At 69.7% G+C, this 11,778-nt stretch carries 6 protein-coding genes and 3 pseudogenes; 7 read left to right on the top strand and 2 right to left on the bottom strand.

Annotated elements, in window-relative coordinates; translation table 11 throughout:
* Window positions 1-55: 55 nt before the first annotated feature.
* The 4 genes and pseudogenes from OG584_RS30850 to OG584_RS30835 all read left to right on the top strand — a co-directional run bounded on the left by OG584_RS30850 (window position 56) and on the right by OG584_RS30835 (window position 4,036).
* Entirely contained in the window at window positions 56-673 is a 618-nt protein-coding gene (locus OG584_RS30850) for a TetR/AcrR family transcriptional regulator (protein ID WP_405784369.1), read from the top strand.
* A gap of 336 nt (window positions 674-1,009) precedes the next feature.
* Window positions 1,010-2,602 (top strand): annotated as a pseudogene (locus tag OG584_RS30845) (phytanoyl-CoA dioxygenase family protein); the annotation flags it as partial.
* Between the two features lie 82 nt (window positions 2,603-2,684).
* Window positions 2,685-2,933, top strand: coding sequence for a phytanoyl-CoA dioxygenase family protein (locus OG584_RS30840; RefSeq protein WP_405784368.1), 249 nt, complete (start codon window positions 2,685-2,687; stop codon window positions 2,931-2,933).
* A gap of 92 nt (window positions 2,934-3,025) precedes the next feature.
* Complete coding sequence (locus tag OG584_RS30835) at window positions 3,026-4,036, top strand: zinc-binding dehydrogenase (RefSeq protein ID WP_405784366.1); 1,011 nt, start codon at window positions 3,026-3,028, stop codon at window positions 4,034-4,036.
* Window positions 4,037-4,141: 105 nt separating this feature from the next.
* Here OG584_RS30835 and OG584_RS30830 read toward each other — a convergent pair whose 3' ends face one another.
* Complete coding sequence (locus OG584_RS30830; RefSeq protein WP_405782735.1) at window positions 4,142-4,972, bottom strand: helix-turn-helix domain-containing protein; 831 nt, start codon at window positions 4,970-4,972, stop codon at window positions 4,142-4,144.
* Between the two features lie 156 nt (window positions 4,973-5,128).
* On the opposite strand from OG584_RS30830, the gene OG584_RS30825 reads away from it, so the two are divergent.
* On the top strand, window positions 5,129-6,607 hold the full coding sequence (locus OG584_RS30825; protein ID WP_405782733.1) for an MFS transporter: 1,479 nt from the start codon (window positions 5,129-5,131) through the stop codon (window positions 6,605-6,607).
* A 383-nt stretch (window positions 6,608-6,990) separates the two neighbouring features.
* Here the strand turns inward: OG584_RS30825 and OG584_RS30820 are convergent.
* Window positions 6,991-7,208: pseudogene (locus OG584_RS30820) on the bottom strand (transporter); the annotation flags it as partial.
* 631 nt (window positions 7,209-7,839) lie between these two features.
* On the opposite strand from OG584_RS30820, the gene OG584_RS30815 reads away from it, so the two are divergent.
* Window positions 7,840-11,094: an N-6 DNA methylase gene (locus tag OG584_RS30815; RefSeq protein ID WP_405782731.1), complete on the top strand. Its 3,255-nt coding sequence runs from the start codon at window positions 7,840-7,842 to the stop codon at window positions 11,092-11,094.
* Window positions 11,095-11,351: 257 nt separating this feature from the next.
* Window positions 11,352-11,730, top strand: a pseudogene (locus OG584_RS30810) (hypothetical protein); the annotation flags it as partial.
* Between the last annotated feature and the right edge of the window lie 48 nt (window positions 11,731-11,778).

Genomic DNA, 11,778 nt, shown 5'->3' with positions numbered 1-11,778 from the left:
TATTTTAAAACACTGTTTTGAAACGATGTTAGCAGAACGGGTAAACTGCTTTCCCATGGGAAGGCCGAGAACGAATGACGCCGCCGTCAGAGAACGGCTCGTGGCATGCGCGACCGAGATGTTCGCCACCCGTCCTCAGGAGGCGGTCACCGTGCGCGCGCTGGCCGCCGCCGCCGGAACTTCGACGGCGGCGGTGTACACGTTGTTCCAGGGAAAGGACGGACTGCTCCGCGAAGTGCGCGACCGGGCGGTCGCCGGCCTGTTCCGGGACCTGACGGCTGTTCCCTGCTCGGAGGCCGCCCTGGATGATCTGTACGCGCTGGCCGCGGCGTATCGCCATTGGGGACGCGAACACCGCTACCTGTATACGGCCTTGTTCGGTGGCGCACAGTCCTTCGTCCCGTCGACCCGGGTCGGCGACCGGGATCCGGTGCAACCGCTCGTCGCGGCGATCGACCGCGCTGTGGCGGACAGCGTCCTCGCGGGCGACGTCACACAGATCGCCGTATCGTTGTGGGTCTCGCTGCACGGGCTCGTGACCCTCGAACTCGCCGGGAGCCTCGACGGCACTGCAGCCGATGCCGCGTTCAGATCAACCATTGATGCCGTGCTGCGGGGCTGGGCAACCCCCGCCGCCTTCCCTGGCCTTCGACGCATGGGCCCGGCGCTGTGAAGCCATTGCTCCGAAGCCACTCGGAGACGACTGGCGGAGGGACGAGTCGAAGGGCCAGGTTGAAGGAGTAACCGCCGAGGGTGATGTGGCCGTATGGGAGCGGGCGGAGAGTTGGGCGGCCGGTCCAGGGACTTCAGGCCGAGCCGGGCCGGCCACGCGGCGGCTGGGTTGTGAGCGCTCCTGGCGCGGTACCGGTGGCCGTCCGAGGTGGCTGTCGCCGTCAACGGCTTTTCGCGGGTGCCTTGTTCGAGGTGGTGCGCTGTAGTGGCCGCGCGCGGCGCGCCGACGGGCATCACGGATGATCTGCCACTCAGCGAAGGGCTTGATCACCTGGGCATGGTGGGCGTCCAGTTGGCTGGCAGTGCGGGCGACCCACAGTTCCAGGCTGGCCAGATTCTCGTTCCTCCAGGGAAGTGCGCCGGTGGAGACGAGGATGGCGCGGACGCGGTGGACGGCTCCGCTGGGGGGAAGCGCATCGAGAGTGTCGTGGGTGATCTCGCGTCCCTGTGCGGCGAGCTGGGCCAACAGGCGCCCGCCTCGACCTCGGATCCAGGCGAGGACCGACCAGGGATCCTCCGCGTTGCCGAGGGCTTCGACCAGAGACTGCAACTGCTCGGGGACCGCATCGGCGGGTCCGGAGAGGAGCTGGGTGACACGGTCGCGGGCAACACACCGGCTGCAACTCTTGTCGGTGTAGATGTCGCCGGGATAACCGCAACGGCGACATGTGAAGTCGATGGAATCCACACCGGAGCAAGGGCCGCACTGATCAGCCCCGTCCGGCGAACGGCCGCCCATGACGCGCGTGGCCCCGCACGTCCCGCACGGCATAGGGTACCGGCGGCGGCGCTGGTGACAGGCTCCGCACAAGGGGCCAACTGGGTAGGTGGCTTCGACAGGGCGGTCGCGGCCACAGTCGGTGCACAGCGCTCGATGGCGGGGCCGGCAGGCGTCGCAGCGGAACGTCGCTCCCTGGCCGTAGCCCGGTCGGTGCCGCCCGCAAAGGTGGCACCACCCGACATGGGCCTGCTTGTAGCAGTCCGGACAGAGGTCGATTTCGCCATTGAGGCTGCGGACATGCACGGGACGGGTCTCCCCGCAACGGCCGCAAGTCCGCCGTGGCGCCTGGCGGGCGGCGTAGCAGGGGCGGCACACCGCCCCAACCCCTCGCTGGACTCTGGCCCTCCTCGAGATCCTGCCGCAATGCACGCAAGCTCGCTCCGGCCTCGGTGCGCATCGCTCGCACAGGACAGACCCGTCGTCGCGTCGGGTGTGCACGGGTCGCCTGCGATCGCAGTCAGCGCATGTCTCCCACCTACTGGTGTCCGCCAGGTAGCAGCGTCGGCACAAAGCACCGCGGGTGACGACGCGTTGGGTACGGCCGCAGCCCGAGCATTCCTTGAGCCGGGCCTTGGCTGCGCACGGCGGGCAGCACCGCCCCGCCGCAGAGTTGACCCGCAGCAAGACATCGGTCCGACCGCAGACCGCGCACCCCAGGTGCGTGATCTGGTCCTCGAACCCGGCGGCGTCCAGCACGCGAAGGAGCCGCAGCAACGCAATGGGCCCGGACCGCAGCTGGTGACCGAGGACGGCGGCACCGAGGTGCGCGAGGTCTACTCCTCGCACCAGCGCCAGCCCGAGTACGCCGGCCTGGTCCGCGATCCGCGCATCCTGCCGGCCGTGCAGCAGCTGCTCACCGACGACGTGTACATCTACCAGTTCAAGATCAACGCCAAGCCGGCCTTCGGCGGCGACAAGTGGGCCTGGCACCAGGACTACCTCGCCTGGCGGCTGTCCGACGGGCTGCCCGCGCCGCGTCAAATCAGCATCGGCGTCTTCCTCGACGACGTCACCGAGTTCAACGGTCCCGTCATCTTCCTGCCGGGTTCGCACCGCGAGGGGCTCGTCCGCGAGGGCCGTTCGGCCACCGCCAAGTCCGACCAGCACCTCGACCCCGACGACATCTCACTAACCCCGGAGCAGCTCGCCACGCTCGTCGACCGGGCACGGTATGACCAGCCCCAAGGGGCCGGCCGGCTCCGTGGTGCTGTTCTCGCCGGAGATCGTGCACGGCTCGGCCCCCAACATGTCGCCGTTCGCCCGCCGCCTGCTGATCGCCACCTACAACGACACGGCCAACCTGCCGCAGCCCGTGGGCGAGCCGCGTCCGGACTACGTGGTGTGCCGCGCCACCGAGCCGCTGCGCCCCCTGGACGCGCCCTTCTCCGAGACACTCGCCCTGCCTACGGTGGCGTCGTGACGCCCCGCACCGGACGCGCCGTCGTCCTGGAAAAGTTCAACTCGCCTCTTGCACTGCGGGAGTTCGAGATCCCGCCCGCTCCCGACGGCGGCATGATCGTCGCCTGTGGATACGGCGGCGTCTGCGGCACCGACCTGCACCTGAGGCAGGGGCACCTCGACATCCCCGTCCCGCTGGTCCTCGGCCACGAAGGCCTGGGCACTGTAAGGGAGTTGGGGGCCGGGACGCACCGCGACGCCACCGGGGCGCCGCTCGCGACCGGTGACACGGTGATGTGGGCTTCCTCCATCGCCTGCGGCGTCTGCCCGCCCTGCCGGCTGCACCGTGAACCGACCCTGTGCGAGCAGCGCCGCACCTACGGCGTCAACCGCGCCCTGGACAGCGGCCCCGAGCTCTCCGGCGCCTGGGCCGACCACATCGTGCTGCAGCCCGGCACCGCCGTCATCAAGGTGCCCGAGGGCATCGATCCGCTCGCCGCCATGTCGCTGGCCTGCGCCGGGCCCACGGTGGCGCACGCCCTGTACGAGCGGCGGCCGGTGCGTCTGGGCGAGACCGTGGTGGTGCAGGGCAGCGGCCCGGTCGGTCTCGCGGCGGCGGCGTTCGCCCAACTGGCCGGTGCGGCCAAGGTCGTTGTCGTGGGCGGCCCGGCCTCGCGGCTCGAACGGGCGGCGGCGGCCGACATCGGTGACATCCACCTGGACATCGCCGGGGCGGCCGACCCCGCGGACGTCCTGCGCCAGGTCAAGGACGCCACCGGGGGAGACGGAGCCGACCTGGTCATCGAGTGCGCCGGGGTGCCGGCCGCGGTCGGCCAGGGGCTGAGCCTGCCCCGCCGGGGCGGTAGCTACCTGATCATCGGCCAGTACACCGACGCCGGCGACACCCTGATCAACCCGCACCAGATCGTGCACCGGCAGCTGGACGTCATCGGCTCCTGGGCCTTCACCGGAGCCCATCTCGTCGAGTACGTAAGCCTGTTGCCCGCGCTCACCGCCCGCTTCGACCTGGCGAGCCTGGTCACGCCGTTCCCGCTGGAGCGGCACGCCGACGCGCTCGGGGCGGTCGCGGACGGGTCGGTGATGAAGGCGGTGCTCACCTCCTGAGCGGGTCGCGCACCTGAGGGCGCCGGGCGGGGGGTGCCCGGGCCCGCCCCTCCTCGCCCCGCCGCCCCGCGTGCCGTCGGTACGCGGGGCGGCGCCGCACCCCGCTCAGCGGCCCGGCGCCCCCAGCGTTCCCAGGGCCTGTTGCGTCGCCGGGTCGTCGGGCAGGTAGGCGAGCAGATGGTGGCCCGGCTCGTCGACGGCGGCGAGCTTGACGTAGCGCAGCCGCAGATCGCCGGCGGCCGGATGCCGGAAGTGGCGTACGGCGGGATGGAACGCCGAGGTCTCCCGGCGGCCGTACCAGCGCGCCGCGTCCGGGTCGGCGAGCAGTTCCGCGGTGATCTCGGCGTACCGGCCGTCCTCGGGATGTCGGGCCGCCTTCGCCCGGAACTGACCCAGCAGGCTCCGCGCCTCGGGCTCCCAACTGGCCAGCAGCGTACGGGCGGGCGCCCAGCGGAACACCAGCCACAGCAGGTTGCGCTGCTTGGGCGCGAGCCTGGCCGGATCGGTGAGCAGGGCTGCGTACCCCGAGTTCCAGGCCAGCAGGTCCCAGTGCGGGTCGAGCACCACGGCCGGGTTGGGCGTCAGCGCCTCCACCAGGGTCAGCAGGTTGCGCGAGACCCATCCCGGCGGGTGTTCGTCCGGCGCGGCGTGCTCCAGGAACGACAGCACGTGCGCGGTCTCGTCCGCGTCCAGGCGCAGCGCCCGCGCCACCGACCGGAGCACCTGTTCCGACGTGCGCACCCGGCCCTGCTCCAGCCACGCGTACCAGGAGCTGCTGATCCCGGCGAGCTCCGCGACCTCCTCGCGCCGCAGCCCCGGGGTGCGCCGCCGTGCGGACCCGGGCAGCCCCAGCTCGGCGGGCGTCAGCCGCTCACGCCGCGAGCGCAGGAACGCGCCCAGTTCCCGGTCCCGGACGCTGCCCGCGCCGCCGTTCATGATCCCCCCTCGCCCCGCACCCCCAGGGTGTGAGCAAGGGTAATCGGCTGCGGGGCCGCGCCGCTCACCGGCGGTGATGGGGTGGAACCACCAGCCAGGCCGGGTCTGGTGCGGGACCGAGCGACCACCGCAGGATTGCCACAAAGGAGAGCCGTCATGGACGCCCATACGGAAACCACCGACTCAGCGGGGCCCGCCGGCCCGGCGAGGCCCGCGGACTCGGCCGGGTCCGCGGACTCGGCCGGGTCCGCGGACTCGGCCGGGTCCGCGGACTCGGCCGGGCCAGCCGCCGTATCCGGGCCCGCTGCCCCGTCCGGGTCCGCTGCCCCGTCCGGGTCCGCCGAGGGAGCCGGGCACGCCGCCGCCCCTTCGGCGGCGCGTGGCGCGGCAGCCCCTGCGCCCGGGGAGGCTCCCGTATCGCCGCCGGAGGCACCCGCGCTGCCCGCGCTGCCCGTGCCGCCCGCGCTGCCGGCCCTGCCTGCCGCCTCATTACGGCTGCTGCGGGCCGCCGGGTTTGTCAGCAACTTCGACCGCTTCTGCATCACCCCGATGCTGCTGCTCATCGGCGCCCAGCTGGGCGTTCCGCTGCCGACGGTGATGCTCGCGGCCAGCGGCTACTTCCTCGCCTACGGTCTGATGCAGCCGGTGTGGGGACTGGCCAGCGACCGGCTCGGCCGGGTGCGCGTCATGCGGATCTCCCTGGCCGGCGCCGCGGTCGCCGCGTTCTGCTCGGTGCTCGCGCCCGACGCGACGGTGCTGATCGTGGCGCGGGCCGCGGCCGGCGCGTTCTTCGCGGCGTCCATCGCCGCGTCCATCACCTACATCGGGGACACCGTGCCCGCGGCGGTCCGCCAGCGCCCGCTGAGCGAGCTGATGACCGCGTTCGCCCTGGGCACGGCCGTGGCGACCGTCGTCGCCGGCGCCCTGGCGCACTTCGTGAGCTGGCGTCTCGTCTTCGCGCTGCCCGGCGTAATCGCCGCCTACCTGGCCTTCGCCCTGCGCCGCCTGCCGGAGCCGCCGCGTGCGGCGCCGGGGGCGCTGCTCGCCCCGTTCAAGGTCGTCCTGCGCTCGCGCTGGCAGTGGTACGTGATGGCGGTGGCCATGCTCGAAGGCGCGGTCCTGCTGGGCTTTTTGACGTACATCGCGCCCGCCCTGGAGGCCCAGGGGGCGTCGGCGACGCTGGCCGGCGCGGTGTCCGCGCTGTACGGGGTGGGCTCCATGGCTGCGGCCCAGACGGTGAAGCGGCTGGTGGGGCGATGGACGCCGGTGCGGCTGATGGTGGTCGGCGGGGTGCAGATGGCCCTGGCCTTCGGCCTCGCGGCGGCCAGCCGGTCGCTGCCCGCGCTGGTGGTGTGCACGCTGCTGCTCGGCGGCGGCTGGTCGTTCATGCACTCCACGATCCAGTCCTGGGCCACCGGACTGTCCCCGGCGGCCCGGGCCACCGGTGTGGCGATGTTCGGCCTGGCCCTTTACGTCGGCAGCGCCCTGGCGAGCGCCATCGCCGCCGGCCCCGCGGAACACCACGCGTACAGGGGCCTGTTCCTGACGGCCGCCCTCCTCACGATCCCGCTGACGGTCGCGGCGGGGGTGGGGCGGGCGCGCTATGACCGGGTGACGCGTCCGGACCGGGGCTGACGCCCGCACCGTTTCGGTGGCGGTCGGAGCTTCTGCTCCATCGGCCCGCCAGTCCGCCGCGCTTCGGCCGGCAGCGTCCAGCACTTTCGACTGGGCGTTGACGAGGTCGCTCGGGATGACATCCCAGGCCGGCGGACTGGCGGGAATGGCTTTGCGAACAGCCAAGTTGGACCCGTGACGGATGACGGCCACGCTGATGGGGGCTTTCAGGTCGTCGCCCTCGGGCGAGACGACCCAGGTGAGACGGAAGGCGACCCTCTCGCGGCGACGGCTTCCGTACGCCCTCCAGCTCCGACAAGATCACGGCATCCAAGAAGTCCGCCCACATGCCCTTGTCCTCGTAGGGGTTGGAGGGCTCGATCCCGAACGAGCGCGCTTCGCCGCGGCGACGATCTGCGATTCAGGGTGCCGAGCGAGTCGATCCATTCCCCTGCACGAGCCCCGTGCCGTACTCGCTCGCAAGGAAGCGAACGCCCAGCAGGGTCTCCATGTGCGCCTCGACGAGGCCCTGTACATCGGCCTCGACCTCAGCAGAATGCGGCGTGACTTCAGTTACCCCGCCATGTGTCGTGTCCGTGCGAAACAGTTGCAGGCCCGACACCTCCCCCTCCGACTCTGGGAACAACAACGCCGAACCCGTGAGGGTGCGCGAACGCAGGTGATCCGGCAGCACGCGCTGCTGTGCCTGTCGGGCTGCTCCGCGCAGGAGCCGAGGCGAAAGGAGGATCGCCACGCACTCCACATGATGCGTCATCGGAAAGGTGTCAGCCTGGACGGGGCACGAAAAGTACCAGGTCAGATGCAGTCTGTCCGCCCGTTGTCCGGCGTGCGAGAACTCGGAGCGTCAAACGAGCGTCACGCCAAACAATCTATCGTCTCGCTTCGCGACGGGCCGCCTACGCCCGAACCGACGACGCGCCAGCTGCGACGGACGAGAGAAACTGACTGGAGTGAACCGAGCAGCACTTCGTCACGTCTGGCATTCATGTCTGGTGCGGAACACATTGCAGATATGAAGTCTGAGCAAGTGGAGCGGCTTCGCTGAAAGAGAATGACGGCTGATGTCCGGTCGGCAGATCGAGAGTTGGGGAGGGCCGACCGAAGACGGGTGGCGACGCCCAGGTCCCAGATACCGTCACCGGCAGGTCAGCTCCCGTGTTCCGCCTGGACCGGCCTGGCCACCGCTATAGGATGATCAGTCCCATGGAGGGCGCCAGCCTGCGGAGGACAGTATGAGTGACGGCACCGGGCATCTGTCCAAGCTCGTCTGGTCGGTGGCCGACTTGCTGCGCGGCGACTTCAAGTCTTCCGAGTACGGGCGGGTGATCCTGCCGTTCACGGTGCTGCGCCGGCTGGACTGCCTTCTGGCCCCGAGCCGGCAGGCAGTACGCGATGAGGCCGAGCGCACTGTCGGCGAGGAGGAGCGGGACCACCGCCTGGCGGCCGCCTCGGGTTGGCCCTTCTACAACTCCAGCCGGTTCTCCATGGAAAGCGTGCTCAGCGATCCGGAGAACGTCGACCAGTCGCTCCTAGCGTATGTCAACGGGTACTCCCAGAACGCCAGGGAGCTGCTGGAAGGCTTCGAGTTCGAGCGGACCGTCACGCGCCTATCCCAGGCCGGACTCCTCTACGGCATCGTCGCGCAGTTCGTTGCGATCGACCTTGGGCAGACGATCACCGACGACCACATGGAGGGCCTCTTTGAGGAGCTAGTCCGGCGGTTCGCGGAGAGCGGCAATGAGGTGAGCGGTGAGCATTACACCCCCCGGGATGTCGCCCACCTGATGGCCGGCTTCCTCGTCTCAGCCGACTCGGACGTCCTGACGACGCCGCATGCCTTCCGCTCCATCCTGGATCCAACCTGCGGGACGGCCGGCCTGTTGACCGAGGCGGCCTCGTACATCGCGTCGATGAACCCGCGGGCGGATGTCACTCTGTACGGCCAGGAGATCAACCGGGAGTCATGGGCAATCTCCCGTGCCACCATGATGACCAGCGGCCGCCGGGCCTCGACGATCGCCTTCGGGAACGTCTTCGCAGAGGACGGGCACCAGGGAACCGCCTTCGACTACCTCCTCGCCAATCCGCCGTTCGGCGTCAGTTGGAAGAAGAGCGAGTACGCGGTCCGGTCGGAGCATGAGGAGCTCGGTTTCGCGGGCCGCTTCGGTGCCGGTCTTCCGCGGATTAACGACGGCTCGCTGCTCTTCCTGCAGCACATGCTGGCAAAAATGAAGCCGGTGAGCGCCTCGGGCGAGGGTGGCAGCCGAATCGCGGTCATTTTCAACGGCTCCCCGATGTACGTCGGGGGGGCAGGCTCCGGCGAATCGGACATCCGGCGGTGGATCGTGGAGAACGACTGGCTTGAGGCCGTGGTCGCGCTGCCCGATCTCCTCTTCCCCAATACCGGTATCAACACCTATCTGTGGGTCCTCAGCAACCGCAAGCCAGCACAGCGCAGGGGCCAGGTACTGCTGCTGAATGCTCAGGACCAGTGGCAAAAGTTGCGCCGTTCCGTCGGCTCGAAGCGCAAATACATCACGTCGGACCAGATCGCCGAGATCACCGGGCTCTACCTGGACGCCTTGTCCGCCGAACCGGCCCAGCATCCGGATGACCGGGTCCGCGTGGTCTCCACCCACGAACTGATGTACCAGCGCGTCACAGTCGATCAACCACTTCGGCTCCGGTACGAGCTGTCCGAGGAGGTCCTGACTCGACTCGCCGAATCGCGCGTGATCCAGAAGACCCGTGATCCTGCTGCCCTGGTGGCCGCCCTTCGTCCGCTGGTCGGCTCAACGTGGACAAGGGGCCAGGAGGCCGTCACGGCGCTGCGCCGGGCGGTCGCCTCGGCCGGCGTCAGCTGGCCGCGCGGGAAGGTCTTCGAGGCGGCGGTCCGCAAGGCCGTCGGCATGCGCGATCGCGACGGAGAGCCGCAGCGGATCGGCGAGGCGTATGAGCCGGATCCCGAGCTGCGCGAGTTCGTCCACCTGCCGCTGCAGGTGGATCCGAGCGACCATCTCCGACGCGAAGTACACCCGACCGCCCCGGACGCTTGGATCGACGACAGCAAGACGCGGGTGGGTTGCGAGATCCCACCCGCGCTCTTCTACCGGCCGGAACTCGACGGCGAATTCGAATTTCTGCGCAACCTTGCCCGGTTGGAGACCACCCGGGTTCACCCACCTCAGCGCGGTGAGGAGCAGGAGGATGGCACCGACCGGCCCAAGCACCTGCGTGCCCAAGATCTCCACGAGGCGGACTCAGCCGTTGAGCTCCCTGACGCGCCGGAGGACGGGCTGACGCTGACCCTGTGCTCGGGCGGCATGCTCGTCGGACGGCCGGGGAACTGGCGCCTGCTACCACAGGGATTCGGCGAGGCGGCGACCTCGCTTTTCGTGTTGCAGCCGCTCCGCGGCAGCGGCCAGGCGCTCTGTGAGTGGTTGAACTCCCGCAAGGACAACGGTCTGTACCCCAGCGCTCGCGATCTGCTGGACACGCACGTCCCCGTCGACCTGGTGACTGACAGCGAGGTGGAGAGTCTCCTGGAGACAGTGCAGGAGGGACGACGCGCACTGCGGACCACGATGTCGGGAATCCTGCCCAACGTCTTCGGTAGCGGCGAACGGGACGTCCAGGGGGTTCGGAACGAGATCAGGGCCGCTGCCCACGAGGCTGGCCTAATCGGCGAACTCGTGCGGCCGCTAGACGACCCGATCTCGCGCGCTGAGTGGAGCTTTCCTTACCACGCCGCCGCGCTGTCCCGTCGGTACCGGGTAAGCACGCATCCGGCGGAGCGGAAGGACGGACTACTCAAGCTGGGCGAGGGTCTGGCCCGGGTGCTGGGCGTGCTGGCACTCACCGAGTTGGCCACCTCGAACGGCTTCTCCCGGAACCTGCGCAAGCAGTTCCGGACCGGTGCCACCTTCGGCACATGGCTTTGGATCCTCGATCGGCTGGAGGCGGAGGGAATCACGCCCCGCATCCAACAGCTCGCCACTGTGCGCGACCGGGGCAACGCACGCGTTTTCCTGGGCCACATCAAGGACTTCAGGAATACCTCGCACCACGCACACGGCGTCCGCGCCAGTCACCAACTGGCAGAAGACGTCGAGCGGTTGGAACCCCATGTTGTGCGCGCGATCAGTGCGGTCAGCTGGCTCTCTGGGACGCACTGGGACTGGGTGGAGCGGTGCGAGTACCTCGATGAGGGCTCGTACCGGATAGTCGGGCTCCGGCTGAGGGGCAGCCATCCGAGCTGGGAGCCGTTCGAGCGGTCGAGTACCCAGCCGCTGCGGCCCGACCGCATCTACGTGGACAGCGCCCCGTACGGGGCACCGGTGGACCTCTGGCCCTTCGCAGTCGTCAGCCTGTGCGAGGAGTGTCGGACCCGGGAGCTCTTCCTGCTCAATGAGGTCCGGGACGACCAACTGACGTTCCGCAGCCTGGAGGAGCATTCGCTGGGGATGACGTACGGCCCGCCCGAGTAGCGGCGGGGCGAGGCTCAGCAACCGGCGTGGCGGCGTCGGGTGCGGGACCGGGCCTTCGGATCGCAGAGGCCCAGAAGACTGGGGCCGGGGATGGCAGCCGAGCGCTCCTGGAACTGCTCGCTGAACCACGGCCGTTGCTCTCACAGCCAGCCTTCTCCCGGCTCAACAACCACTTCACCCGCTTCGGAAGTTGCCGAGACGCCCTGTCGCACGTCGCGGACGATGTACGTCGTCCAAAACGGTAAGCGGAAATCGCATACGCCGTGCGGGCACGTCGTCTCGTCGACCGCCCCAGCCAGGACCTCGATGTCGCCACCGAACCCCCGGCACCCATGACCGACATCGCAGCCACCATCCGCACTGGCTTGGAAGCCCGCGGCTGGTCAGTACGGTCATTGAAGACCGCCCCGTGGTCCGCCCGATTCGCCGTGACCGACCCGGCCACGGCCAGAAGTACGAGGTCGACATCCTCAAGAGAATCTTCTGGCGGCCCGTCGCCCGGAGTCCGTACGAGCCTGTCCCCGCGGAGGAGGACGTGATCGAGACCAAGGTCCGCGCCCTCGACGACCGCGGCCCCGCGGCCTGATTGACGTGTTCGCAACCTCCCGCCGCTGGTCCAATGCCGAGCTCGAAGAGTCCGATGATTCCGGACCTCGGCTGAGAACCGCACCAGGTGCCATTACA

Origin of the sequence: Streptomyces sp. NBC_00859, from assembly GCF_045161865.1 — a bacterium.
Classification (GTDB): domain Bacteria; phylum Actinomycetota; class Actinomycetes; order Streptomycetales; family Streptomycetaceae; genus Streptomyces.
This window is presented reverse-complemented; position numbering and strand designations above follow the sequence as displayed.

Bases quoted from the DNA above. Each gene is read 5' to 3' on its own strand.
- OG584_RS30825 (WP_405782733.1), top strand. From the start codon at position 5,129: ATGGACGCCCATACGGAAACCACCGACTCAGCGGGGCCCGCCGGCCCG.
- OG584_RS30850 (WP_405784369.1), top strand. From the start codon at position 56: ATGGGAAGGCCGAGAACGAATGACGCCGCCGTCAGAGAACGGCTCGTG.
- OG584_RS30815 (WP_405782731.1), top strand. From the start codon at position 7,840: ATGAGTGACGGCACCGGGCATCTGTCCAAGCTCGTCTGGTCGGTGGCC.
- OG584_RS30835 (WP_405784366.1), top strand. From the start codon at position 3,026: ATGATCGTCGCCTGTGGATACGGCGGCGTCTGCGGCACCGACCTGCAC.
- OG584_RS30840 (WP_405784368.1), top strand. From the start codon at position 2,685: ATGACCAGCCCCAAGGGGCCGGCCGGCTCCGTGGTGCTGTTCTCGCCG.
- OG584_RS30830 (WP_405782735.1), bottom strand. From the start codon at position 4,972: ATGAACGGCGGCGCGGGCAGCGTCCGGGACCGGGAACTGGGCGCGTTC.